A 25,247-nucleotide genomic window follows, 5' to 3' on the forward strand; every position below is an offset into this window, starting at 1 on the left:
TGAGCCAAGGACCGGACCAGGATGGGGTGGTCCCCTGGGGGCACACATCGAGGAGGGCACCATGAGCACCGACAACCCGGGCGCACCGCAGCCGTCGGGCGCCGACGAGCCGAACCGGAGCGAGAACACCGCAGAGCAGCCGGCCGCGCAGCGGCCGGAGCCTGCGGACCGCCCCGCGCCGGAGCCGGCCACGCAGGACACCCAGCACCTCACCGTGCAGCCGACCCAGCAGATCCCCACCCAGGGGACGCCCCAGCAGGGGCCGCCGCAGCCCCCCGCCCCGCAGCAGGCGTCGCAGCCGCAGTACGGCGCGCAGCAGCCGCGGTACGGGCAGATGGCGGCCGGGTCGCCGTACTACGCGCAGCAGCAGTCGCAGCACCCGCAGGGTGCGCAGCAGCAGTACCCGCAGCAGCAGCACCAGCAGCAGGGCCAGCACCCGCAGGGCCAGCCGTACGGCCAGGGCCCGGGCAACCCCTACGGCCTGAACCAGTCGTCCCCGCAGCAGGGACCCGGGGGAGGGGCCGCCACGAAGCGTGAGCGGTCCGTCTGGGTCCCCGTGGCCAGCGCGGCGGTCATCGCGGCCGTCCTCGCGAGCCTGGGCACCGCGGCGGCGACCGGCGCGTTCGACGCGGGCAACCCGTCGTCGCTGGCGAACGTCGGCGCGAGCTCGCAGGCCACCGACGAGGCCCCGGTCAAGAACTCGACCTCGAACAACCCGGACTGGGAGGCCGTCACGACGGCCGTCGCCCCGTCCGTGGTCGCCATCCAGGTGCAGAGCGAGTCCGGCGGTGCCGAGGGCTCCGGAGTGATCTACGACGACCAGGGCCACATCGTCACGAACAACCACGTCGTCTCGGGCGCGCAGAACGACACCGTGCAGGTCACGCTGTCCGACGGCCGCCTGTACGAGGCGACCATCGTGGGCACCGACCCGACCACCGACCTCGCCGTCGTCAAGCTGAAGAACCCGCCGGACGACCTGAAGCCCGCCGCGTTCGGCTCGTCCGACGACGTCACGGTGGGCGACGCCGTCCTGGCCGTGGGCAACCCGCTCGGCCTGGCGAACACCGCCACCACCGGCATCGTGTCGGCGTTGGACCGCCCGGTCTCGGCGTCGGGGGAGGACGGCAGCACGCAGGTCGTCACCAACGCGATCCAGATCGACGCGGCGATCAACCCCGGCAACTCCGGCGGCCCGCTGTTCAACGCGCAGGGCCAGGTCATCGGCATCACGTCGTCGATCGCCACGATGTCGAGCGGCATGAGCGGCGAGCAGTCCGGCTCGATCGGGCTCGGGTTCGCCATCCCGGTGAACCTCGCGACGAACATCGCCGACCAGCTGATCAAGGACGGTTCGGCGGAGCACGCGTTCCTCGGCGTGACCATGCAGGACGCCACGGCCTCGGCCGACGGCGTCACGCGCCGCGGCGCCGAGGTGGTCGAGGTGTCGTCCGGTTCGCCCGCCGCGGACGCCGGCCTCCAGGCGGGGGATGTGATCGTCGCGATCGACGACGACTCCGTCAACGGCGCCGAGTCGCTCACCGCGTACGTCCGGGAGAAGGCGGCCGACCAGAAGGTCACGCTGACCTACGTCCGCGACGGCAAGACGCAGACCGTCGACGTGACCCTCGCCGTGCGCGACGAGTCCGCGACGGACCAGGGCGGTCAGGGCGACCAGAACGGGCAGGGTGACCAGGGCCAGGACGGTCAGGGTGACCAGGGCCAGGACGGTCAGGACCAGGAGCAGGGCCAGGGCGGGTCCGACCAGTCCGACCCGGGCAACCTGCCTGGCTGGCTCGAGGACCTGCTCCAGGGCGGCAGCGGCACCAACTGAGCCGCGGCCGGCCGGGTCACGCACCCGGCCGGCCGCACCGAGCAGCCCCGCGGGCCCGCGACGACTCCCCCCTCCCCGTCGCGGTCCGCGGGGCTTTGCCGTGCGCGAAGCGGTCGGCTCGCGGGGTGGTGAGCGGGTGTCTGGCCCTTTCTCGAGGACGGGACGGGGTGAGACGCCCGCTCAGAGCGTGCGCGCGGTCAGTCGGTCGAGGGGTGCAGGGCGGCGAGCACGCCGAGCGCGCTGCGCTCGAGGAAGTCGGCGAGCTCGGACGGGGCGATGTCGGGGTCGGTCGCGGCCTCGACGAGCGCCTGCTCGGCGAACGAGATCCACGAGTGCAGCGCGACCTCGAGCAGGGGCGTGTCGGCGACACCGATCTCGTGGAAGGCGTCGCGCAGGTGCCCGGCGAGCACGTCGCGCGCGTGCTGGATGGTGGCGCGCACGTGCTCGTCGCCGGAGGCCGCGCCGCGGACCAGGGAGTAGAAGGTGGCGTCGTGGTCGTGCACGAACTCGACGAACCGGTCGAGGGTGTCGCGGAGGCGCTCGCGCGGCGGCAGCTCGGGCCGTGGCTGCGTGGCGTGCAGCATCGCGTCGCGCGCCGTGCGGACGATGGCGGAGTGCAGGCCCTGCCGGTTGCCGAAGTAGTAGTGCACGAGGCCGGGGGAGACGCCGGCCTGCGCGGCCAGGTCCTCGACGGTGACGGCCTCCAGGGGGCGGTCGGCCAGCGCCGCCACCCCGAGCGCGATGAGCTGCTGCCGGCGTTCGTCGGGGCTCATCCGGGTGCGTCGCGCGGCTGCCATGTGCTGAGCATATGGCCGTTCCGGCAGGTCGCGGACGCGTCGTCGGGGGCTCGCCGACACGCGCGTGGACGCCTATTGACGTCGCCTCAGTAAGGGGCGTACCGTCGCCACTCGTCGGCGACACAGGGGTCGCCATGTCGTCTTGTTGGAGGGGAAATGAAGCTCAGCGCACTGACGCGCACGCGTCGAGGCCGTGCGATGCTCGCGGCGGTCCCGACGGTGGCGGTGATCGGCGTCCTCATGGGCGGCGTCGCCCAGGGCGCCGTCCCGGTGTCGATGGCGATCTCGGGCCAGCAGTTCAAGATCGCCGCGGACAAGCTCGACGGGACCGGGTTCTCGCAGTACGCCGGCGAGTCCAAGGACGCCGACGGCAAGTCCCGCCCGGTGGCGATCGCCAACATCAAGGACGCCACGCTGCACAACCTGTGCCAGTCGGTGAAGGTCCCCGGCATGCCGCTGGGCCTGCTCATCTCCGCGGGCACCAACCCCAAGAACCCGGTCAAGGCGACCGACCTGCAGATCGGCATGAGCGACCTGCGCGGCACCGCGCAGTTCAACCAGATCCGGATCGGCGTCGACGCGTCCACCGTGAAGACCAAGGCGCACGGCAGCAAGGGCGACTTCGCCATGGACTCCGACGCCATCACGATCGACGACCTCAAGCAGGTCTCGACGAGCACGTCGGCCGCGGTCTTCAAGCTCACCGACCTGCACCTGAAGATCTCCGACGGCACCGAGTGCTTCTGAGCGGCCCCGGCGACCAGGGAGACCAGGCGTGAGCGACGAGAACACCTCGATCCCCGAGGCGTCCCCCGAGCCGTCGGCATCGTCCCCGGCCCCGACCCCGGAGGTGCCGGCCACCCGCCGCCAGCGGTTCGCCGCGTGGCGGGCGGCCCGGCCCTTCTGGGGCGGCACGCTGGCGATCCTGTCCGGCGTGGTGCTGTGGTTCTCCGGTCGGCTGCAGATCGACAACTTCGAGATCCAGCTCGGCATCGAGGGCATGCAGTCGACGCTGCTGCCCGTGGCGCTGGTGCTCCTGGGCGTCCTCGTGATGACGCAGCCGCAGTTCCGGGTCTTCTACGGCGTGATCACGCTCGCGATCGCCGTCTACTCGCTGCTCGGGGTCAACCTGGGCGGCTTCGGCGTCGGGATGATCCTCGGCGTGGTGGGCGGCATCCTCGCGGTGTCGTGGATGCCTCGGTCCGCCGAGGCCGAGGGGACGGCGTCGTCGACGGACGAGACGCCCGCCGCGGCGTCGGCCGCCGTGCCCGCCGACCCGCGTGACGGTCAGGACGTCAGCCTCGCCGAGATCCTGCCGTTCGACGACGAGCCGGCCCGCGGCGGGCGGCACGTGGCCGTCGTCGCGGCCGTCGCCGTGCTCGCCGTCGCGGGCACGGGCACGACGGCGGTCGAGGCGGCCGCGGCGCCCGCGGCGCAGGTGCGCACGGCGTCCGACTGCTGGGACCCGCTGGGCTGGCTCGAGTGGGCCTGCGGCAGCGACGACGAGGCCGAGCCCACGCCCAGCCCCTCGCCGTCGGCCACGGACGGTCCCGGTGACTCCGGCGGCACGGACGACGGCGACGACGCGACGGCCGGCAGCGACGCCGGGGTGGCGGGCGGCGACGCCTCCGCCGACGATGCGACGGCGGGCGAGGACGCGGACCCGCCCACCCCGGGGCAGGCCCCCGAGGACGCGGCGACGGACGAGGACGCGACGGACGCCGACGGCAAGGATTCCGACAAGGACGGCAAGGCCGAGGAGGACACCCCGGCCGAGGAGCAGGCGCAGGACGACGTCGAGAAGGAGTTCAAGCTCGAGCTCGGCCCCTGCGCGCGGATCACGTTCGGGGGCGAGTACGACATCAACGTCTCGCTGCCGGGGGACTGCGGCAAGCGCGAGGACGCCAACGTGTTCTCGATCGACGGCGAGCTCGAGACGCGGGACCTGCAGCTGCCGCTCACCGGCATCAACGGCATCGACGTGGTCAACGTGCCGGTGACGAACGACGGTCCCCGCCGCGACGCGCTGCGGATCGACGTCGACTACGTCAAGGTGCCGGGGTTCTGGCTCAAGACCTACGCCGACAACAACGGCAAGGTCGGCGGCACCCTGACCGACGCGGACTACGTGTCCATGGAGGGCGACGCGCAGATGTACATCTCGTCCATCCATGCGGACCTGCCCGACGGCGACGACTGGGCGGAGCTGGGGGAGAAGATCGCGGCGGGCGCGTCGCCGGTCGAGATCCTGCTCGGCCTCACCGACGCGCGGATCGGCCTCATGGGGGCCACCTCGGACAAGCAGGTCTGGTCCGGATTCCGCGAGCAGGTCTGGGAGGAGTAGGCCGCAAGGTCGTGCGAGGGGCGCCGGGGGAGTACCTGCTACTACCTCGGCGTCCCTCGTACTACCTCGGCGTTTCTCGTACTACCTCGGCGTTTCTCGTACTACCTCGGCAGGTCAGTCGGCGCCGAGCGCCCACCGCATGGGTTCCAGCTTCGCCTCGGACTCGGCGAGCTCGGCCTCCGGGTCGGAGGCGGCGACGATGCCGCAGCCGGCGAAGAGGCGGACGTGCCGCGGGTCGGACGCCGAGAGCTCGGCGGACCGCAGCGCGATGCCCCACTCGCCGTCGCCGTCGGCACCCACCCACCCGACGGGCCCGGCGTAGCGGGACCGGTCCATGCCCTCGATCTCGCGGATGAGGTCGCGGGCCACGTTCGTCGGCGTGCCGCAGACGGCGGCCGACGGGTGCAGCGCGGCGGCCAGCGTGAGCGACGACGGCGCGCGCGACGTCGCGGACGCGCCGCGGTCCAGGACGCCCGTGACGTCGGACGCGAGGTGCATGACGTTCGGCAGGTGCAGCACGAACGGGGCGTCGGGGACGTTCATCGACGAGCAGAACGGCTCGAGCGCGGCCGCCACGGAGCGCACGGCGTACTCGTGCTCCTCGAGGTCCTTGGAGGACCGGGCGAGCTGCGCCGCGTGCAGCAGCGCGTCGTCGTCGGACATCCCGGCCTCGCGGCGGATGGTGCCGGCCAGCACGCGGGAGGTGACGAGCCCCTTCTCGCTGCGCACCAGCAGCTCGGGGGTGGCGCCCACCATGCCGGAGACGGAGAACGTCCAGCAGGCCTCGTAGCGGTCGGCGAGGCGGCGCAGCAGCCAGCGCGGGTCGAGGGGGTGCTCGGTGGTGGCGAGCACGTCGCGCGCCAGCACCACCTTCTCGAGGGCGCCCGACTGGATGCGGGCCACGCCCTCGCGCACGACGGCGGGCCAGTCGGCGGCGGCGACGGCGCCGTCGGCGAAGCGGACGCGGCCAGGGGCGGCGACGTCCGTGCGAGGCTCGCGGCGCAGCGCGGCGGTGCCGGGGGCCGCGTCGAGGCTGGCCCCAGGGGTGATGGTGGTCATCCAGGTGACGCCGGCCCGGCGGCCGACGACGATCCGCGGCACGACGAGCGACCCGTCCGGCCGCGGCTGGCCGGCGTCGTCGCCGTCCTGGTCGTCGAGCTGACCCGCGTCGTCGAAGGCGAACGTGCCGAACGCGACGGGCCCCGTGCCGGGCAGGCGCACGTCGTCGCGCACGACGGCCCGCTGGAGGGTGGCCTGCCAGGCGGCCTCGGCGTCGGCGAACCGGCCGGGCCCGAAGGTGTCGAAGCGGAGCGCCTCGCCCCAGCCGACGATGCCGTCGCCGCGCCGCACCCAGCTCAGCGGGCGGGTGTCCGGCAGGAGGTCGACGAGGGCGGTGAGGCCGCCGGGAAGGTCGTCGATCCGGGAGGTGCGGACCAGGAGCGCGAGGGGCTCCGTGACCGGCATGGCCGGCGCTGTCGCGGGATCGGGGCTGGTGCCGGTGGTCGTGCCCGGGTGGGGGCGCGGCGCCGGCAGAGGCGTGGCGGACATCGGCTCCAGAGTACGCCCGACGGTCCGCCACGCCCCGCTCACGGTGCGAGGGTCAGCCCCGCGTGCTGCGGCGACGAGCTCACCTCGAGGTCGCCTCGCCCTCCCGCCGGTTGGAGCGGTTGAGCACGCCGTCGTCGGCGAGGTCCCCGAGCTGCTCGTCGTCGACGGCCTTGCTCGCGGTGCCCTTGACGAGGACGGACGGGTTCTCGGGCGTCCCGGCCTTGATGTGGTTGAACAGGATGTTCAGCAGGATCGCCATGAGCGCGGCCGAGCTGATCCCCGAGTGGAAGATGGTGCCGAACCACGTGGGGAACTGGTCGTAGAAGTCGGGCTTGGCGATCGGGATCATGCCGAACGAGATCGACGCGGCCACGATGATGAGGTTCATCGAGTTCTTGTAGTCGACCTTGGCGAGCGTGCGGATGCCCGACGCCGCCACGGAGCCGAAGAGCACCACGCCGGCGCCGCCGAGCACGGGCGTCGGGACGGCGGCCACGACGCGGCCCAGCACGGGCAGCAGGCCCAGGACCACGAGGATGCCGCCGCCGGCGGTGACCACGAAGCGGGACTTCACCCCGGTGATCGCGACCAGGCCCACGTTCTGGGCGAACGCCGACTGCGTGAAGGAGCCGAAGACCGGCGAGACGACCGACGACGCCATGTCGGCGCGCAGGCCGTTGGCGATGCGCTTGCGGTCCACCTTGGTGCCGACGATCTCGCCGACGGCGATGATGTCCGCCGTCGTCTCCGTGAGGGTCACGAGGATGACGATGAGCATCGAGACGATCGCCGCGACCTCGAACGTCGGGGCGCCGAAGCTGAACGGCATCGGGAACGCGACCACCGGGCCCTCGCCGACGCCGGCGAAGTCCGCCATGCCGAGCGCGAGGGCGATCAGCGTGCCGGCCACGATCGCGATGAGGATCGACAGTCGTGAGATGACGCCGGAGCCCACCTTGGACAGCAGGACGACGATCGCGAACGTGAGGAACGCCAGCCCGATGTTGCTCGTGGAGCCGTAGTCGGGCGCCTCGGCGTTGCCGCCCATCGCCCAGTTCGCCGCCACCGGCATGAGGGTCAGTCCGATCGTCGTGATGACGACGCCGGTGACCACGGGCGGGAAGAACCGGATGATCTGGGCGAAGAACGGCGTGATGAGGAACCCGATCGCCGAGGCGACGAGCACCGCGCCGAGGACGGCGGGGATCCCGCCGCCGCCCCCGACGATCGCGACCATGGTCGAGACGCCGGCGAACGACACGCCCTGCACCAGCGGCAGCTGGGAGCCGAAGAACTTGATCCCGACGGTCTGCAGGATCGTCGCGAGACCGCCCATGAAGAGCGACGCGGCGATGAGCGTGCCGATCTCCGCCGAGGTGAGGCCGGCGGCCCCACCCACGATGAGCGGCGGGGCGATGATGCCGCCGTACATCGTGAGGACGTGCTGGAAGCCGTACCCGATGGTGGCGCCGAGCGGCAGGCGCTCGTCCTCGGGGCGGGCGGGGCTGGTCGCCGCCGCCCGGGGGGATGCGGACCGTGACATAGCGGACCTCCTCGTTCGCTATCGATGGCCATATCTTCCGGTGTGCGGAAGAAGCCTTCCACTATTCGACCGGCAAGTGTGATCTGTGTCAACCCCTTCCGGGGGGTGGATCTGGGACCCGCCGCGGTGTCAGCCCGCGACGAGCCGGCGTGCCGCCTCGCGGTGCTCGGCCAGCAGCGCGGGCAGGTCGAGGCCGACCACCGCGCCGTCGACGACACGCCACTCGCCGCCGACCATCACCCGGTCGGCGCGGTCCGCGCCGCACAGCAGCAGGGCGGCGACCGGGTCGTGCGAGCCGGAGAAGCGGGGCTCGTCGAGCCGCCACAGCGCGAGGTCGGCCTGCTTGCCGACGGCCAGCACGCCCAGGTCGTCGCGGCCCAGCACGCGGGCCGAGCCGCGCGTCGCCCAGCCGAGGGCGCGCGCCACCGGCACCGAGGCGCCGTACTTGAGCCGCTGCAGGTACAGGGCCTGGCGGGCCTCGGGCAGCATCGTCGACGCGTCGTTCGACGCCGAGCCGTCCACGCCGAGGCCCACGGGTGCGCCGGCGTCCTCCAGCTCCACCACGCGCGCGATGCCGGACGCGAGCCGCATGTTCGACGTCGGGCAGTGCGCCACGCCCGTGCCGGCCGCCCCGAGGCGGGCGATCTCGGCGTCGTCGAAGTGGATGCCGTGGCCCAGCCAGGCCCGGTCGGTGAGCCAGCCGACCGACTCGAGGTAGTCCACGGTGCGCATGCCGAACTTCTCGCGCAGGAAGTCCTCCTCGTCGATCGTCTCGGCCAGGTGGGTGTGCAGACGCACGTCGTGCCGCTCCGCCAGCTCGGCGGTGTCGCGCATGTTCTGGGTCGTCACGGAGAACGGCGAGCAGGGCGCCAGCGCGATCTGGATCCGGGCCCCGGCACCGCGCTCGTGGTACGTGGAGATCAGCCGCTCGGAGTCGGCCAGGATCGTGTCCGGGTCCTGCACCACCGACTGCGGCGGGAGGCCGCCGTCGTCCGTGCCGAGCGTCATGGACCCCCGCGTCAGCGTGGCGCGCATCCCGAGCTCGCGGACCGCCGCGACCTGGATGTCGATCGCGTCGTCCAGCCCGGCCGGGAACACGTAGTGGTGGTCCGCCGCCGTCGTGCAGCCGGACAGCAGCAGCTCGGTCAGCGCGACCTTCGTCGCGAGCTCGTGGGCGCGGGGTGTGAGGCGCGCCCAGACCGGGTAGAGCGTGGTCAGCCAGGGGAAGAGCTCGGCGTCGGCGACCGGCCCCCAGGCGCGCGTGAGGGTCTGGTAGAAGTGGTGGTGCGTGTTGATCAGGCCCGGCGTGACCACGTGCTCGGACGCGTCGAACGTCTCGTCGACCAGGGTCGACGGGCTCGCCCCCGCCGCGACCAGCTCGGTGACCACGCCGTCCGTGACGACGACGCCGCCGCGCGCGTCGGGCGCCCCGGGTGCGTCGTCGGCGGTGAAGACGGCCAGCGGGTTCTTGATCCAGGTGCTCATCGGTGCCTCCATGGCGGCGGCACCGGGGGAGCGGCGCCGCGTCGCGCCGGCTCAGTGGTCCTGTCTGCCGATCCAGGGAGCGACGGCACCGCGCCGTCCTCTGCGGCCGACGGTAGGCGAGCGTCGCTCGCACCGTCAACGGTGCGGGCCTCGGCGCGTGCTGCCGTGCGTGGGAGCATGACGTCCATGTCCCGCGCCAGCCTGGAGAAGCAGCCCGCCGAGGTCGCGTCGATGTTCGACGGGATCGCCAAGCGCTACGACCTCGTCAACGACCTCGTCTCGCTCGGGCAGGACCGGCGCTGGCGCCGCGCGGTGGTGGACGCCGTCGCGGCCGTCCCCGGCGAGCGGGTGCTCGATCTCGCGGCCGGCACCGGCACGTCGAGCGAGCCGTTCGCCGCCGACGGCGCGCTGGTCGTGCCGTCCGACTTCAGCCTCGGCATGCTGGCCGTGGGCAAGGAGCGCCGCCCGGACCTGCCCTTCGTCGCGGGCGACGCGACCCGGCTGCCGTTCGCTGACGGCGCGTTCGACGCCGTGACGATCAGCTTCGGGCTGCGCAACGTGGTCGACACCGACGCCGCGCTGCGCGAGATGCTGCGCGTCGTGCGGCCCGGCGGTCGGGTGGTGATCTGCGAGTTCTCGACGCCGACGTGGGCGCCGTTCCGCACGGTGTACATGGAGTACCTGATGCGCGCGCTGCCGGTGGTGGCGGGCGCCGTGACGCGCGATCGCGGGTCGTACGACTACCTCGCCGAGTCCATCCGGAGCTGGCCCGACCAGGCCGCCCTCGGCCGCCGGCTCCTCGACGCCGGCTGGGACCGCGTGTCGTACCGCAACCTCACCGGCGGCATCGTGGCGCTGCACCGGGCCGTCCGCCCGGCCTGACCTCGTCCGCCGCTCACGGCGGCAGTTCGGGCCGAGGGCGGCAGTTCGAACTGCCGCCGCGAGCGCGAAGTGCCGCGCCGAGCGGTCCGGGCCTGGCTCTTTGACGCCCGCGAGTGCCCCGGCGTATCGTCGATCCGATCCTGAAACGATTCAAAGACGATCGGCACGACGACGTACACGCAGGGAAGGCACGGTCGATGACGACACCACACGGCGCGACGGCGGGCGGCGGCGCCCGTCTGCACGGCTACCGGGCGACGGTCGCGGTCGCGATGTCCAACTACATCGAGGCGGGCTCGATCATCGCGCTCGCCACCAGCCTCACGCTCTGGCAGGAGCACTTCGGGCTGAGCAACCTCGCCGTCGGGCTCGCCGCGGCCCTGAGCGCCAACGCGTTCGGCGCGGCGGTGGGCGCCATGATCGGCGGCCCGCTCGGCGACCGCTACGGGCGCAAGTTCATCTACACCTACGACCTGCTGCTCTACATGCTCGGCACGGCGTTCATCGTGTTCGCCGGCGCCCCGTGGATGCTGTTCGTCGGCATCGTGCTCACCGGCATCGCCGTCGGCGCGGGCGTGCCCGTCGCGTGGACGTACATCGCGGAGGAGGCGCCCGACGACCAGCGGGCCAGGCACGTCGGCACCGCCCAGCTCGCCTGGTCGCTCGGCCCGTTCGTCGGCTTCGTGCTCGCGACGGCGCTGGTCCCCCTCGGCCTGCTCGGCAGCCGCATCATCTTCGCGCACCTGTTCGTCATCGCGTTCGTCACGTGGTGGGTGCGGCGCGGGCTGGCGGAGTCGGACGTCTGGAAGGAGTCCAACGCCAAGCAGGTCGCCCTCGGCCGCAAGCGCCGCGGCTTCCGCGAGCTGGTCTCGCACCCGCAGAACGTCAAGGCGCTGGTGTTCCTCGTGGGCGTCTACGCCCTGTGGAACACGGTGGCCGGGCAGGCCGGCATCTTCATGCCGCGCGTCTACCAGACGGCCGGCGTCGAGAGCGCCGTCGCGCAGAACCTGCTGCAGGTGCTGGTCTGGGGCCTGACGTCGGCGGCCACCTTCTGGGGCTTCATGAAGTACGGCGACCGGGTGAGCCGCCGCCTGCTCTACGGCATCGGTGCCGTGATGGCCGTCGCGGCGTGGATGATCCTCGCCTTCGTGCCGCACGTCTCGATGCCGCTGCTCATCGCGTACGCCGTCCTGTGGGGCGTGTCGGCCGGCATCGGCGCCCAGGCGTTCTACGCGCTGTGGACGGCCGAGCTCTTCGCGACGGCGTACCGCGCGTCGGCGCAGGGCGTGCTGTTCTTCGTCGCCCGCATCGCGGTGGGCCTGCTGAGCTACCTGTTCCCGACGATGCTCGCCGAGCAGGGTGTGCCCTTCGTGGGCGGGATCATGGTCGCGCTGCTGGTCGCCTCGCTGGTGATCGGCGTCGTCTGGACGCCCGACACCGCGGGCAAGAGCCTCAAGGAGATCGAGAAGGAGCGCTACGGCGCCGACCTCGACGAGGCGGAGGTCTCGGGCGTCCGCTGACCCCGCACCGGCGGTCCGCATCTGTTCGGCAGCGGGTGGATCGGTTCGGCACGTGACGGTGCCGAACTGATCCACCCGCTGCCGAACAGGTCGTGGTCAGCTGGGTGAGCCGCCGGCGGTGCGGTCCTTGAGGGCGCCGCCCTGCTCCTTGGCGAACTCGGTCACGCTGCTCGTGACGTCCGAGACCTTGGCCTGCACGCGCGGGTCCTTCCAGGTCTCGGTCGCCCAGTCCTTGGCCTTGTCGAGCTGCTGCCGGCCCTTCTCGGTGCCGAGCAGGTAGCCGAGCGCCGCGCCGACGACGAATGCCGGTCCTGCCTTCATGTCGCGCCTCCTCATGGTCGTGCGGATGGTGGCCGCTGGTGGCCGGGTCGTGGGTCGTGCGCACGACCGTAGGCGCGACCGCCGTCGTACGCACCCCGCGACATGCCGACGCCGGCACCCTGCCGGACCTGCGGGGACGCGCCGTCCCGCGACGCCGCGGAGCGTCATGCAGCCAAGGAAGGGTTACCTTCCTACACAGCGCCGCCAGAACGTGACTAGAGTGCTCGCAAGAGTTGTGATGGGGTTCACAAATCGACTCCGGCACCGTCGCCGGGGCGCTCGAGGGAGCGAGGTGAGCACGTGCGGTCAGGTCGCGTCGACGACGCCGACGTCATCGTCGTGGGCGCCGGCCCGGCCGGTTCGTCCACGGCCCACTGGTGCGCGGCCGCGGGCCTCGACGTCCTCCTGCTCGACAAGGCCTCCTTCCCCCGCGACAAGGTCTGCGGCGACGGGCTGACGCCCCGCGCCGTCGGCGAGCTGGCCCGCATGGGGCTCGGCACCCGCGCGGAGGACGGCTGGATCCGCAACGAGGGCCTGCGCGTGGTCGCCGGCGCCCGGTCGTGGGAGCTGCCCTGGCCGGACCTCGACTCGTTCCCCGGCTACGGCATGGCGCGCTCGCGCATGTCGCTGGACCACCGGCTGGCGCAGCACGCGCAGGCGGGCGGCGCCAAGCTGCTCGAGCGCACCAAGGTGACCGGGCCCGTGCTCGACGAGCGCGACGGCCGCGTCGTCGGCGTGCGCACCCAGCCCCTCGACGGCGACGGCCGCGCCGACGGGGCGGAGGTCACCTACCGGGCGCCCGTCGTGGTCGCGGCCGACGGCGTCTCCTCCCGCTTCGCGACGGGCCTCGGCCTCACCCGGCGCGACGACCGCCCGCTCGGCACGGCGGTGCGCACGTACTTCCGCACGGTGGGCACGTCGCGGCACGAGGACGCGTGGATGGAGTCGCACCTCGAGCTGTGGGACGGCGCGCCCGGCGCCTCGAACCTGCTGCCCGGCTACGGCTGGATCTTCGCGCTCGGCGACGGCACCGCCAACGTGGGCCTCGGCTCGGTCAGCTCCACGCCGGCCCGCCAGTCGGCGAGCGGCCATGACTACAAGGGCATGATCCAGGCCTGGATGCGCAACGCTCCGGCCGAGTGGGGGTTCACCCCGGAGAACCAGGTGGGGCCGGTCCGCGGCGCCGCGCTGCCGATGGGCTTCAACCGCAGCCCGCTCTACCGCGACGGCGCGGTGCTGGTGGGCGACGCGGCCGGCATGGTCAGCCCGTTCAACGGCGAGGGCATCGCCTACGCCCTGCAGGCGGGGCGGGTCGCGGCCGACGCGATCGCCCAGGCGCGCACCCGCGCCACGGACGACGCCCGCGAGCGGACGCTCGCGTCCTATGCGGACCGGATGTGGGCCGACCTGGGCGGCTACTACACGCTGGGCCGCTGGTTCGTGCGGCTCATCGAGCACCCGCAGATCATGCGGATCTGCGTGCGGTACGGGCTGCCGCGGCCGGTGGTCATGCGGTTCGTGCTCAAGCTGCTGTCCGACTGCTACGAGCCGCGCGGCGGTGACTGGGTGGACCGGGTCATCGCGGGGCTCACGAGGGTGGTCCCGGCGGCATGAGCGCACACGAGCACAAGGGAGTGGTCGAGATGCAGGTGGTGACGCGATGACGAACCCGTACGTGCCGGTCCTCATGCTCATGGGCGTGGCCCTGGTGCTCGCCGTGGGCGGCGTGGCGGCGAGCGCCGTCATCGGGCCCAAGCGCTACAACCGGGCCAAGCTCGACGCCTACGAGTGCGGCATCGAGCCGACGCCGCACGCGGTCGGGGGCGGTCGCCTGCCGGTCAAGTACTACCTGGTGGCGATGACGTTCATCGTCTTCGACATCGAGGTGGTCTTCCTCTACCCGTGGGCCGTGGACTTCGCGGTGCTGGCCGGCTTCGGCCTCGTCGCGATGCTCACGTTCCTCGCCCTCATCACCGTGCCGTTCGTCTACGAGTGGCGGCGCGGCGGCCTCACCTGGGTCTGACGCACGACCTGCACGACCTGCACGACCTGCACCACCCAGCACGACACGGCACTACGGACGGCATCGGCGCCGAGGATCCTCACGCCGATGTTCACGAAGGGGAGGGGTCATGGGCCTGGAAGAGGCTCCGTCGGGCTTCCTGCTGACGACGATCGAGGACCTGGCGGGCTACCTGCGCAAGGCGTCCGTGTGGCCGGTGACGTTCGGACTGGCGTGCTGCGCCATCGAGATGATGGCGGCCGGCGCGTCGCGGTTCGACCTGTCGCGGTTCGGCATGGAGGTCTTCCGGGCGTCGCCGCGGCAGGCGGACCTCATGATCGTCGCGGGCCGGGTGAGCCAGAAGATGGCGCCCGTCGTGCGGCAGGTCTACGACCAGATGAGCGAGCCCAAGTGGGTGCTGTCGATGGGCGTGTGCGCGTCCAGCGGCGGCATGTTCAACAACTACGCGATCGTGCAGGGCGTCGACCACATCGTGCCGGTCGACGTGTACCTGCCCGGCTGCCCGCCGCGCCCGGAGATGCTCATCAACGCGATCCTCGCGCTGCACCAGCACATCCAGGACTCGCCGCTGGGCGTGAACCGCAAGGAGGCGGCCGCGGCCGCCGAGGCGGCGGCGCTCGAGGCCACCCCGACGTTCGAGCTCAAGGGGCTGCTGCGATGACGGACGGCACGACGGCGGGCGGCGCGGCGGACAAGCCCGTCCCGCAGCCGGAGGAGGTGCTCGGGCCCCGCTCCGGGGAGCTGGTGGCGGGCAGCGAGCAGGCCGGCCGTGGCGGCCGCGGACCGGAGGTCGTCGAGGTGCGGCGCGGCATGTTCGGCGTCCACGGCTCGGGCGACACGTCCGGGTACGGCGGCCTGGTGCAGCCGGTCGCGATGCCCGGCGCCGCGACGCGGCCGTACGGCGGCTGGTTCGACGAGGCCGTGGACGTGCTGGCCGAGGTGCTCGGCGAGCAGGGCGTCGCGTTCGACGCCGCCGTGGAGCGCGTCGTCGTCGACCCGCACACCGACCCCCCGAGCCCGCACGCCGAGCTCACGCTGGACGTGGCGCGCGAGCACCTGCTCGCCGTCTGCCGGGTGCTGCGCGACGACCAGGACCTGCGGTTCGAGCTCAGCCTCGGCGTCTCGGGCGTGCACTACCCCGACGACACCGGCCGCGAGCTGCACGCCGTCTACCACCTCACCTCCGTGACGCACGGCCGCCGCGTGCGGCTCGAGGTGTCGGTGCCCGACGCCGACCCGCACATCCCGTCCACCACGTCGCTGTACCCCACCAACGACTGGCACGAGCGCGAGACCTGGGACTTCTTCGGGATCGTCTTCGACGACCACCCGGGACTGGCGCGCATCGAGATGCCCGACGACTGGCCGGGCCACCCGCAGCGCAAGGACTACCCGCTCGGCGGCATCCCCGTGGAGTACAAGGGCGCCACCGTGCCGCCGCCGGACACCAGGAGGTCGTACTCGTGACAACCACGGGCGCACCGCACGCCACCCGACCGCCGACCGCCGACGAGTTCGACCCCGGCATCCCCGGGTTCGAGGCCTCCGGCGGCGACTGGGACGAGATCGCCCGCGAGGCCGTGGGCGAGGAACGCATCGTCGTCAACATGGGGCCGCAGCACCCGTCCACGCACGGGGTGCTGCGCCTGATGCTGGAGATCGACGGCGAGACGGTCACCGAGGCCCGCTGCGGCATCGGCTACCTGCACACCGGCATCGAGAAGAACATGGAGTTCCGCACCTGGACGCAGGGCACCACGTTCTGCACCCGGATGGACTACCTGGCGCCGCTGTTCCAGGAGACGGCGTACTGCCTCGCGACCGAGAGGCTGCTCGGCGTCACGGACGACGTGCCGGAGCGGGCGTCGATCATCCGGGTCCTGATGATGGAGCTCAACCGGGTGGCGTCCCATCTCGTCTGCCTGGGCACGGGCGGCAACGAGATGGGCGCGACGACGGTCATGACGATCGGCTTCACGGCGCGGGAGGAGATCCTCCGGCTGTTCGAGGCCGTCACCGGGCTGCGCATGAACCACGCGTACGTGCGGCCGGGCGGCGTCGCGCAGGACGTGCCCGAGGGGTTCGAGGACCAGGTGCGGGCGGCGCTGCCGAAGGTCCGCCACTACCTGGGCCAGCTCGGCGACCTCATGCTCGCCAACCCGATCTTCAAGGCGCGGCTCACCGACGTCGGCGTGCTCAACCTGGCCGGCTGCATGGCTCTGGGCGTCACCGGGCCGGTGCTGCGCTCCACCGGGCTGCCCTACGACGTGCGCAAGGCGTTCCCGTACTCCGGGTACGAGACGTACGACTTCGACGTCCCGACGTCGACCGACGCGGACTGCTACTCCCGCGTGGTGCTGCGCCTGGAGGAGTGCTACCAGTCGCTGCGCATCGTGGAGCAGGCCCTCACCCGGCTCGAGGCGACGTCGGGGGCGCCGGTCATGGTGGCGGACAAGAAGATCGCGTGGCCGGCGCAGCTCGCGATCGGCGCCGACGGGCAGGGCAACTCGCTCGACCACATCCGCCAGATCATGGGCACCTCGATGGAGGCCCTGATCCACCACTTCAAGCTCGTCACCGAGGGCTTCCGGGTGCCGGCCGGGCAGGCGTGGCAGACCGTCGAGCACCCGCGCGGCGAGCTGGGCGTGCACGCGGTGTCCGACGGCGGCACCAAGCCGTACCGGGCGCACTTCCGCGACCCGTCGTTCAACAACCTCCAGGCCGTGTCGGTGATGTGCGAGGGCGGCCAGGTGGCCGACGTCGTCGTCGCCGTCGCGTCCCTGGACCCCGTGCTGGGAGGGGTCGACCGATGACGGCAGAACCCACGAGCGCCCGCTCGGCCACGCGGTACGACGCCGACACGCTCGCGTCGCTCGGTGCCGACGCGGCGGCCATCAAGGCGCGCTACCCGGACCCGCGCTCCGGGCTGCTGCCGATGCTGCACCTGGTGCAGTCGGTGGACGGGTACGTGAGCCGCGACGGCATCCTGTTCTGCGCCGAGCAGCTCGGGATGACGCCCGCCGAGGTGAGCGCCGTCGCCACCTTCTACACCCAGTACAAGCGGCACCCCAACGGCACCTACACCGTGGGCGTGTGCACCAACACGCTGTGCGCGGTGATGGGCGGCGACGCCATCTTCGACGAGCTGAGCGAGCACCTCGGCGTCGGGCACGACGAGACCACCGACGACGGCGCGATCACGCTCGAGCGCGTCGAGTGCAACGCGGCCTGCGACTACGCGCCGGTCGTGATGGTCAACTGGGAGTTCTTCGACAACCAGACGCCGGAGTCGGCCACGGACCTCGCCGACCGCCTGCGGGCGGGCGAGGAGGTGGCGCCCACGCGCGGCGCGTCGTCGGTGTGCGGCTTCAAGCAGATGAGCCGCGTGCTCGCGGGGTTCACCGACGGCCGTGCCGACGAGGGCGTGGGGGCGGGGGAGCCGACGCTCGCGGGCCTGCGCCTGGCGCGCGCCGCGGCCGCCGTCGACGGCGGGGAACCGGCAGAGCCCGCACCACGGGAGGGGACGACGGGCGCCGCCGCCGAGGTGCCGCCCGAGACGGGCACGGCCCAGTCGAGCGCTGAGCGCAAGCCTGCCGCGCCGGGGGACGAGAGCCCCGGCCGCTCGCCGTCGGGCGGCGACGCGAACCCCGAGCCGGAGAAGGGTGGCAGCGATGACTGACCTCATGCCGGTGCTCACGGACACGTGGGACGCCGACCGGTCGTGGAAGCTGGCCTCGTACGAGGCGGCCGGCGGGTACGCCGGGCTGCGCAAGGCCCTGACGATGGAGCCCGCGGACCTCGTGCAGGCGGTCAAGGACTCCGGGCTGCGCGGCCGCGGCGGCGCCGGCTTCCCGACCGGCATGAAGTGGGGCTTCCTGCCCCCGCCGGACGGCGGCCCGCGCTACCTCGTGGTCAACGCGGACGAGTCCGAGCCCGGCACGTGCAAGGACATCCCGCTCATGCTCGCGAGCCCGCAGCACCTGGTGGAGGGCATCGCGATCACCAGCTTTGCGATCGGCTGCCACCACGCGTTCGTGTACGTGCGCGGGGAGGTGCTGCACGTGTACCGGCGGCTGATGGCCGCGGTGCAGGAGGCGTACGACGCCGGGTTCCTCGGCAAGGACGTGCTCGGCTCCGGCTTCGACCTGGACGTCACCGTGCACGCCGGCGCCGGCGCCTACATCTGCGGCGAGGAGACGGCGCTGCTCGACTCCCTCGAGGGCAAGCGCGGCCAGCCGCGCCTCAAGCCGCCGTTCCCCGCCGTCGCGGGCCTGTACGCGCGGCCCACGGTGGTGAACAACGTCGAGTCCATCGCGTCGGTCCCGGGCATCGTCGCGCGCGGCGCCGACTGGTTCGCCGGCATGGGCACCGCGAAGTCGCAGGGTCACGGCCTGTTCTCCCTGTCCGGGCACGTCACCCGGCCGGGGCAGTACGAGGCGCCGCTCGGCATCACGCTGCGCGAGCTGCTCGACCTGGCCGGCGGGATGCGCGCCGGGCACGAGCTGAAGTTCTGGACCCCCGGTGGCTCGTCGACGCCGCTGTTCACGGCAGACCACCTCGACACCCCGCTCGACTACGAGTCCGTCGGGGCCGCCGGATCCATGCTCGGCACCCGCGCCCTGCAGCTCTTCGACGACACGACGTGCGTGGTGCGCGCGGTGAGCCGGTGGACCGACTTCTACGCGCACGAGTCGTGCGGCAAGTGCACGCCGTGCCGCGAGGGCACCTACTGGCTCAAGCAGGTGCTGCACCGCATCGAGGCCGGCCAGGGTGAGGAGCGCGACGTCGACCTCCTGCTCGACCTGTGCGACAACATCCTCGGCCGCGCGTTCTGCGCCCTCGGCGACGGCGCGACGTCGCCCGTGACGTCGAGCATCCAGCTCTTCCGCGACGAGTACCAGGCGCACATCGACGGCCACGGGTGCCCCTTCGACCCGAGCGCCAGCGCCCTGTTCCCGTACACCCCCAAGCAGGCACCGGCGCTCGCCGGGGCGGGAGGTCACTGATGACGGCGACCACGGACAAGTCCACCGCGGCCGCGCCCCCGGTGGAGACGGTCACGCTCACCATCGACGAGGTCGAGGTGACGGTGCCGAAGGGCACGCTGATCATCCGCGCGGCCGAGCAGGTGGGCATCCAGATCCCGCGGTTCTGCGACCACCCGCTGCTCGAGCCCGCGGGCGCGTGCCGGCAGTGCCTGGTCGAGGTCGCGATGCCCGACCGCGAGGGCAACGTGCGGCCCATGCCGAAGCCGCAGGCGTCGTGCACGATGACGGTCACGCCCGGCATGGTCGTCAAGACGCAGCGCACGTCGCCCGTCGCCGACAAGGCGCAGCACGGGGTCATGGAGCTGCTGCTCATGAACCACCCGCTCGACTGCCCGGTGTGCGACAAGGGCGGCGAGTGCCCCCTGCAGAACCAGGCGATGAGCAACGGGCGCGCCGAGACCCGGTTCGAGGACGTCAAGCGCACGTTCCCCAAGCCCATCGCCGTGTCCACCGAGATCCTGCTGGACCGCGAGCGCTGCGTGCTGTGCCAGCGCTGCACCCGGTTCAGCGACGAGATCGCCGGCGACGCGTTCATCGCGCTCCAGGAGCGCGGCGCGCACCAGCAGATCGGCCGGTTCGACGAGACGGTGCTCGACTTCACGCCCCCGCCCGGCGAGCCGGCGGAGGAGACGTTCGGCTCGTCGGCCACGACGGCAGGGGGGCAGCCGTTCGCGTCCTACTTCTCCGGCAACACCGTGCAGATCTGCCCGGTGGGCGCGCTCACGGGCGCCGCCTACCGGTTCCGGTCCCGGCCCTTCGACCTGGTGTCGACGCCGGGGATCTCCGAGCACGACTCGTGCGGCTCCGCGATCCGCGTCGACCACCGGCGCGGTGTGGTGCTGCGGCGGCTGTCGGGGGAGGACCCGGCGGTCAACGAGGAGTGGATCACCGACAAGGACCGCTTCGCGTTCACGTGGCAGGCGGCGCCGGACCGGCTCACCGTCCCGCTGGTGCGCGACCGGGTGCTCGACGCGCACGGCGCCGTCGTGTCGCGCGGCGAGCTGCGGCCCGCGTCGTGGGTCGAGGCGCTCGAGCTCGCCGCCGAGGGCCTGGCCGCCGCCCGCGCGGCCGGTGGCGTCGGGGTGCTGCCCGGCGGCCGGCTGACCGTCGAGGACGCGTTCGCCTGGTCGAGGTTCGCGCGCACGGTGCTCGGCACGGACGACGTCGACCAGCGGGCCCGCGTGGGCTCGGCGGAGGAGACGGCGTTCCTGGGCCACGCGGTGGCAGGCACCGGCGTCGGCGTGACGTTCGGCGACGTCGAGGCCGCCCCGGCCGTGCTGCTGGCGGGCCTCGAGGCCGAGGAGGAGGCCGGCGTCACCTTCCTGCGGCTGCGCAAGGGGGTGCGCTCCCACGGCACGAAGGTCTGGTCGGTGGCGCCGTTCGCGAGCCGCGGCCTGGCCCGGCTCGACGGCGAGCTGCTGCCCGCGGCTCCCGGCACCGAGGCGGAGTGGCTGGGCATCCTCGCGACCCGGGCCGGCGGCGGGCTCGTGCCCGCCGGCTCCGACGCCGCCACGCTGGGCGCCGTCGCCGACGGGCTCGCGGCCGACGGCGCGCTGATCCTCCTGGGCGAGCGGCTCGCGTCGGCGCCCGGTGCCTACGGGGCCGTGCTCCGGCTCGCGGAGGCCACCGGCGCGCGCGTCGCCTGGATCCCGCGGCGCGCGGGGGAGCGCGGCGGCGTCGAGGCGGGCCTGCTGCCCGGGCTGCTGCCCGGCGGTCGCCCGCTCACCGACCCCGCCGCCCGTGCCGAGGTGGCCGCGGCCTGGGGCGTCGACGTCGACGCCCTGCCGGCCGCGCCGGGGCGCGACGTCGCGGAGATCCTCGACGCGCTCTCGGTCGGCCAGCTCGGCGGCGCCCTCGTCGGCGGCGTCGAGCTCGCCGACCTGCCCGACCCGGCGCACGCCCGGCGCGCGCTCGAGGCCGCGGGCTTCGTGGTCTCGCTCGAGGTCCGTCGCTCGGAGGTCACCGAGCTGGCCGACGTCGTGCTCCCCGTCGCTCCGCCCGTCGAGAGGGCGGGGTCGTACTGGAACTGGGAGGGCCGCGTCCGCGCGTTCGGCCAGGCGCTGGAGTCGTCGGCGCTGCCCGATCACCGCGTGCTCGACGCGCTGGCCGACCAGGCCGGCGTCGCGCTCGGCGCGGGCACCCCGCTCGACGCGCACCGCGCGATCGCGGCACTGCCGGCCTGGGGCGGGGCGCGCGTGCCGGCACCGGAGGAGGAGCCGGTCGAGCCGCCCGCGGTGCCGACCGGGTCCGCGGTGCTGGCGAGCTGGCACCTGCTGCTCGACGACGGCGCCCTGCAGGACGGCGAGCAGTTCCTCGCCGGCACGGCCAAGCGGCCCGTGGCGCGGATGTCCGCGGCCACGGCGGCCGCCGTCGACGTGTACGACGGCGACCGGGTGACGGTGTCGACCGACCGCGGGTCGGTCACCGTGCCCGTCGCCATCACGGAGATGGTCGACCACGTGGTGTGGCTGCCGCTCGCGTCGCGCGGCTGCCGCGTGCACGACTCGCTCGGTGCCGCGCCGGGCGACCTCGTCCGCATCGGCCCGCCGGAGGCGGTCGCCGCCGGCGGGGTCCCGGGCTCGACCGACGAGAAGGCACAGGGAGGGACCGCATGATCCCCGGCGTCGCGTCCGACTTCAGCAACGACTGGTTGTGGGTGTCGCTGATCAAGGCGGTGCTCATCGTCGTCTTCCTGCTGACCAGCGTGCTCTTCGCGATCTGGTTCGAGCGCAAGGTCGTGGCGCGCATGCAGGTGCGCCCCGGCCCCAACTGGCACGGCCCGTTCGGCCTGCTGCAGTCGCTCGCGGACGCGATGAAGCTGCTGCTCAAGGAGGACGTGAACGTCACCCGGGCGGACCGGATCGTGTACCTGCTGGCGCCGATGATCTCCGTGTTCTGCGCGCTGCTGGTCTTCGCGGTGATCCCGTTCGGCCCCGAGGTGACGATCCCGTTCACCGACTACACGACGCCCGCGCAGCTCACCGACTTCCCGGTGGCCGTCCTCTACGTGCTGGCCTGCGCGTCGATGGGCGTCTACGGCATCGTGCTGGGCGGCTGGTCGTCGGGCTCGACGTACCCGTTGCTCGGGTCGGTGCGGTCGACGGCCCAGGTGATCTCGTACGAGCTCGCCATGGGGCTCTCGCTGGTCAGCGTGTTCATCATGGCCGGGTCGATGTCGACCTCCCAGATCGTGGCCTCGCAGACGAGCATCTGGTGGTTCCTGCCGCTGCTGCCCGCGTTCGTCGTCTACGTCATCTCGATGATCGGCGAGACCAACCGGCTCCCGTTCGACCTGCCGGAGGCAGAGGGCGAGCTCGTCTCCGGCTACATGACCGAGTACAGCTCGATGAAGTTCGCCTGGTTCTTCCTGGCGGAGTACATCAACATGCTCAACGTCTCCGCGGTCGCCACCACGCTGTTCCTCGGCGGCTGGCGGGCGCCGTGGCCGCTGTCGGCGATCAACGACGGGATGTTCAACACCGGCTGGTGGCCGGTGCTGTGGTTCCTCGTGAAGCTCTGGCTCGTCATGTTCGTGTTCGTCTGGGTGCGCGGCACGCTGCTGCGGCTGCGCTACGACCAGTTCATGTCGTTCGGCTGGAAGGTGCTCATCCCGGTCGCGCTGGTCTGGGTCGTGGTGCTGAGCGTGTTCCAGTACCTCGGTCTGGCGGGTGTCACCCGCACCCAGCTCATCACCGGCGTCGCCGTCGCGGCCGTGGTCGTCATCGCCGCCCTGTGGCTGTGGCCCGACCGGAAGACGAAGGCCGCAGCCGGTTCCGGACCACCGGGGGACGCGCGCCGTCCGGCCGGCGACTTCGACGCCTTCGCCGACGGGTTCCCCGTGCCGCCGCTGCCCGGCCAGGCCCTGCCGCCGTCGCCCCGCGCGCGCCGGCACGTGATGCAGGCCGCCGACCCCGCCGTCGACCGATCCGAGGAGACGCGATGACCGACAAGCCGTACGAGCCGCTGCGCCCGTCCAAGGGGCCGCTGGGGGAGCTGTTCGCCCCGGTGGCCGGGTTCGGCGTGACGTTCTCGTCGATGTTCCGGCCCACGGTGACGGAGCAGTACCCGCGCAAGAAGACGGCGCCGCAGCGCCGCTACCACGGGCGCCACCAGCTCAACCGCTACGCGGACGGGCTGGAGAAGTGCATCGGCTGCGAGCTGTGCGCGTGGGCGTGCCCCGCGGACGCGATCTACGTGGAGGGCGCGGACAACGCCGAGCTGCCCGACGGCGCGCACCTGTCGCCCGGCGAGCGGTACGGGCGCGTCTACCAGATCAACTACCTGCGCTGCATCTTCTGCGGGCTGTGCATCGAGGCGTGCCCCACCCGGGCGCTCACGATGACGAACGACTACGAGCTCGCGGGACCGGACCGCGCAGGGATGATCTACGAGAAGCAGGACCTGCTCGCTCCGCTCGCCGAGGGGATGCTCGCCGCGCCGCACCCGATGGTCGAGGGCACGACGGACACCGAGTACTACCGCGGCGAGGTCACCGCCCCGACGGCGCAGCAGGTCGACTGGGTGCGCGAGCACCGGCCGGACGACCCGACCCTGGATGCCGCCGCCCGCGTGGTGCACGGGGACGCACCGCCCCCGACCCCGCGCCGGCACCGGCTGCGCGGCAGCGCCACCAAGGCCGCCGTCGCCACCCGGCAGGCCGCCGAGGGCGGGCACGTCGCGACGCTGCCCACCCCCGACCTGACGGACGGCCCGCGGTGACGGCGTCGAGCGCGGAGGCCGCGCTGTTCTGGGTGCTCGCGCCGCTCATGGTGCTCGCCGCGCTCGGGCTGCTTTTCGCCCGCAAGGCGGTGCACGCCGCGGTGTGCGTCATGTTCGTGATGGTCGGGCTGGCCATCCTCTACGTGGCGCAGGAGGCGCCGTTCCTCGGCGTCGTACAGGTGGTCGTCTACACGGGCGCCGTGATGATGCTCTTCCTGTTCGTGTTGATGCTGGTCGGCGTCGACTCCGCCGACTCGCTCACCGAGACGATCAAGGGCCAGCGCTGGCTGGGGGTGCTGCTCGGCCTCGGGCTGGTCGTGGTGCTGCTCGGCGTGCTCGCGCAGGCGACCTTCCCGCCCGCCGTCGGGCTGGCGGCGGCCGAGGAGCTCACCAACCCGGTGGCCCTGGCCCGGGTGCTGCTGGGCGACTACGTCCTCGCGATGGAGGTGGTCGGCGTCCTGCTGGTCACCGCCGCGCTGGCCGGCCTGGTGCTCACGCACCGCCGCCGGCTCAGCGTGCGGCCCACGCAGCGCGTCCTCGCGGCCGCGCGCGTGGCCGCCCTGCCGCAGGGCCGCACGCTCACGCCCCTGCCGGCGCCCGGCGTCTACGCGCAGAACAACGCGATGGACACGCCGGCGCTCGGCCCCGACGGCGAGCCGCTGCCGCACTCCGTGCCGCGCGTGCTGCGCATCCGCGGGCAGGAGCGGTCGGCCACGGCGGTGCTCGCCGAGGAGGAGACGCTCGTGGCCCGCGACGACTCGCGCCTCATCGGCGTCGGGCCGTCGTCCGGGCGGACCACCGAGGACGAGCCCGACGCGCCGGACGGGACCACCGACGACGAGGCTGGGGAGGTGCGCTGATGGAGATCACCCACTACCTGGGGCTGGCCGCGATCCTGTTCGCGATCGGCGCGGCGACGGTGCTGCTGCGGCGCAACGCCATCGTGGTGTTCATGGGCGTGGAGCTCATGCTCAACGCCACCAACCTCGCGTTCGTGACGTTCGCGCGCATCCACGGCGACGTGACGGGCCAGGTGCTCGCGTTCTTCGTCATGGTGGTCGCCGCGGCCGAGGTCGTGGTGGGGCTCGCGATCATCATCACGATCTTCCGTTCCCGCCGGTCGGCCTCGGTCGACGACGTCAACCTGCTGCACAGCTGAGAGGCGACCTGTGGACACGCAGAC

General features: G+C 72.9%; 22 protein-coding genes. 17 read left to right on the forward strand and 5 right to left on the reverse strand.

The annotated features are described in order from the left end of the window. The first annotated feature begins 61 nt into the window (after positions 1–61). Positions 62–1,834: a trypsin-like peptidase domain-containing protein gene (locus tag ABZ493_RS06560; RefSeq protein WP_430581374.1), complete on the forward strand. Its 1,773-nt coding sequence runs from the start codon at positions 62–64 to the stop codon at positions 1,832–1,834. Between the two features lie 197 nt (positions 1,835–2,031). On the opposite strand, the gene ABZ493_RS06565 is transcribed toward ABZ493_RS06560, so the two are convergent. Further along, positions 2,032–2,631: a TetR/AcrR family transcriptional regulator gene (locus tag ABZ493_RS06565; protein WP_430581375.1), complete on the reverse strand. Its 600-nt coding sequence runs from the start codon at positions 2,629–2,631 to the stop codon at positions 2,032–2,034. A 156-nt stretch (positions 2,632–2,787) separates the two neighbouring features. On the opposite strand from ABZ493_RS06565, the gene ABZ493_RS06570 reads away from it, so the two are divergent. Then, a complete protein-coding gene (locus ABZ493_RS06570) occupies positions 2,788–3,378 on the forward strand; it encodes a DUF6230 family protein (protein ID WP_430581376.1) in 591 nt (196 codons plus the stop codon). A 28-nt stretch (positions 3,379–3,406) separates the two neighbouring features. Next, positions 3,407–4,975 carry a DUF6114 domain-containing protein gene (locus ABZ493_RS06575; protein WP_430581377.1) on the forward strand — a complete coding sequence of 523 codons (1,569 nt, stop codon included), beginning with the start codon at positions 3,407–3,409 and terminating at the stop codon, positions 4,973–4,975. A 114-nt stretch (positions 4,976–5,089) separates the two neighbouring features. On the opposite strand, the gene ABZ493_RS06580 is transcribed toward ABZ493_RS06575, so the two are convergent. From ABZ493_RS06580 to ABZ493_RS06590, 3 genes are all read right to left on the reverse strand, one after another. After that, positions 5,090–6,439, reverse strand: a complete 1,350-nt coding sequence (locus ABZ493_RS06580) for an isochorismate synthase (protein WP_430581466.1) — start codon at positions 6,437–6,439, stop codon at positions 5,090–5,092. A gap of 163 nt (positions 6,440–6,602) precedes the next feature. Then, positions 6,603–8,066: a nucleobase:cation symporter-2 family protein gene (locus tag ABZ493_RS06585; protein ID WP_430581378.1), complete on the reverse strand. Its 1,464-nt coding sequence runs from the start codon at positions 8,064–8,066 to the stop codon at positions 6,603–6,605. A 129-nt stretch (positions 8,067–8,195) separates the two neighbouring features. After that, on the reverse strand, positions 8,196–9,551 hold the full coding sequence (locus ABZ493_RS06590; RefSeq protein ID WP_430581379.1) for an 8-oxoguanine deaminase: 1,356 nt from the start codon (positions 9,549–9,551) through the stop codon (positions 8,196–8,198). Between the two features lie 186 nt (positions 9,552–9,737). Between ABZ493_RS06590 and ABZ493_RS06595 the strand changes: the two genes are divergently transcribed. After that, positions 9,738–10,433 (forward strand): demethylmenaquinone methyltransferase, encoded by a 696-nt coding sequence (locus tag ABZ493_RS06595; protein WP_430581380.1) that lies wholly within the window; start codon positions 9,738–9,740, stop codon positions 10,431–10,433. Between the two features lie 197 nt (positions 10,434–10,630). Next, positions 10,631–11,953 (forward strand): MFS transporter, encoded by a 1,323-nt coding sequence (locus tag ABZ493_RS06600; RefSeq protein WP_430581381.1) that lies wholly within the window; start codon positions 10,631–10,633, stop codon positions 11,951–11,953. 96 nt (positions 11,954–12,049) lie between these two features. Here the strand turns inward: ABZ493_RS06600 and ABZ493_RS06605 are convergent, their stop codons facing one another. Further along, entirely contained in the window at positions 12,050–12,274 is a 225-nt protein-coding gene (locus ABZ493_RS06605; protein WP_430581382.1) for a YtxH domain-containing protein, read from the reverse strand. Between the two features lie 300 nt (positions 12,275–12,574). On the opposite strand from ABZ493_RS06605, the gene ABZ493_RS06610 reads away from it, so the two are divergent. The 12 genes from ABZ493_RS06610 to nuoK all read left to right on the forward strand — a co-directional run bounded on the left by ABZ493_RS06610 (position 12,575) and on the right by nuoK (position 25,223). Next, a complete protein-coding gene (locus ABZ493_RS06610) occupies positions 12,575–13,888 on the forward strand; it encodes a geranylgeranyl reductase family protein (RefSeq protein WP_430581383.1) in 1,314 nt (437 codons plus the stop codon). Positions 13,889–13,934: 46 nt separating this feature from the next. Continuing rightward, a complete protein-coding gene (locus tag ABZ493_RS06615; RefSeq protein WP_429735904.1) occupies positions 13,935–14,297 on the forward strand; it encodes an NADH-quinone oxidoreductase subunit A in 363 nt (120 codons plus the stop codon). A 109-nt stretch (positions 14,298–14,406) separates the two neighbouring features. After that, entirely contained in the window at positions 14,407–14,958 is a 552-nt protein-coding gene (locus tag ABZ493_RS06620) for a NuoB/complex I 20 kDa subunit family protein (protein ID WP_429735902.1), read from the forward strand. Further along, positions 14,955–15,764 carry an NADH-quinone oxidoreductase subunit C gene (locus ABZ493_RS06625; protein WP_430581384.1) on the forward strand — a complete coding sequence of 270 codons (810 nt, stop codon included), beginning with the start codon at positions 14,955–14,957 and terminating at the stop codon, positions 15,762–15,764. The genes ABZ493_RS06620 and ABZ493_RS06625 overlap by 4 nt, the downstream gene beginning before the upstream one ends. Further along, complete coding sequence (locus ABZ493_RS06630) at positions 15,761–17,110, forward strand: NADH-quinone oxidoreductase subunit D (RefSeq protein WP_430581385.1); 1,350 nt, start codon at positions 15,761–15,763, stop codon at positions 17,108–17,110. The genes ABZ493_RS06625 and ABZ493_RS06630 overlap by 4 nt, the downstream gene beginning before the upstream one ends. After that, complete coding sequence (gene nuoE, locus ABZ493_RS06635; protein ID WP_430581386.1) at positions 17,107–17,976, forward strand: NADH-quinone oxidoreductase subunit NuoE; 870 nt, start codon at positions 17,107–17,109, stop codon at positions 17,974–17,976. Before ABZ493_RS06630 ends, nuoE begins: the two co-directional genes overlap by 4 nt. Then, on the forward strand, positions 17,969–19,303 hold the full coding sequence (gene nuoF, locus ABZ493_RS06640) for an NADH-quinone oxidoreductase subunit NuoF (protein ID WP_430581387.1): 1,335 nt from the start codon (positions 17,969–17,971) through the stop codon (positions 19,301–19,303). The genes nuoE and nuoF overlap by 8 nt, the downstream gene beginning before the upstream one ends. Further along, positions 19,303–21,960 carry an NADH-quinone oxidoreductase subunit G gene (locus tag ABZ493_RS06645; protein ID WP_430581388.1) on the forward strand — a complete coding sequence of 886 codons (2,658 nt, stop codon included), beginning with the start codon at positions 19,303–19,305 and terminating at the stop codon, positions 21,958–21,960. Before nuoF ends, ABZ493_RS06645 begins: the two co-directional genes overlap by 1 nt. Beyond that, on the forward strand, positions 21,957–23,288 hold the full coding sequence (gene nuoH, locus ABZ493_RS06650) for an NADH-quinone oxidoreductase subunit NuoH (RefSeq protein ID WP_430581389.1): 1,332 nt from the start codon (positions 21,957–21,959) through the stop codon (positions 23,286–23,288). Before ABZ493_RS06645 ends, nuoH begins: the two co-directional genes overlap by 4 nt. Then, a complete protein-coding gene (gene nuoI / locus ABZ493_RS06655; protein WP_430581390.1) occupies positions 23,285–24,064 on the forward strand; it encodes an NADH-quinone oxidoreductase subunit NuoI in 780 nt (259 codons plus the stop codon). Before nuoH ends, nuoI begins: the two co-directional genes overlap by 4 nt. Further along, on the forward strand, positions 24,061–24,924 hold the full coding sequence (locus ABZ493_RS06660; RefSeq protein WP_430581391.1) for an NADH-quinone oxidoreductase subunit J: 864 nt from the start codon (positions 24,061–24,063) through the stop codon (positions 24,922–24,924). The genes nuoI and ABZ493_RS06660 overlap by 4 nt, the downstream gene beginning before the upstream one ends. After that, the gene (nuoK, locus tag ABZ493_RS06665; RefSeq protein ID WP_429764904.1) at positions 24,924–25,223 is read left to right on the forward strand and encodes an NADH-quinone oxidoreductase subunit NuoK; all 300 of its coding nucleotides are present in this window, start codon (positions 24,924–24,926) and stop codon (positions 25,221–25,223) included. Before ABZ493_RS06660 ends, nuoK begins: the two co-directional genes overlap by 1 nt. The last annotated feature ends 24 nt before the right edge of the window (positions 25,224–25,247 follow it).

Origin of the sequence: Isoptericola sp. NPDC019482, from assembly GCF_040632295.1 — a bacterium.
Classification (GTDB): domain Bacteria; phylum Actinomycetota; class Actinomycetes; order Actinomycetales; family Cellulomonadaceae; genus Isoptericola.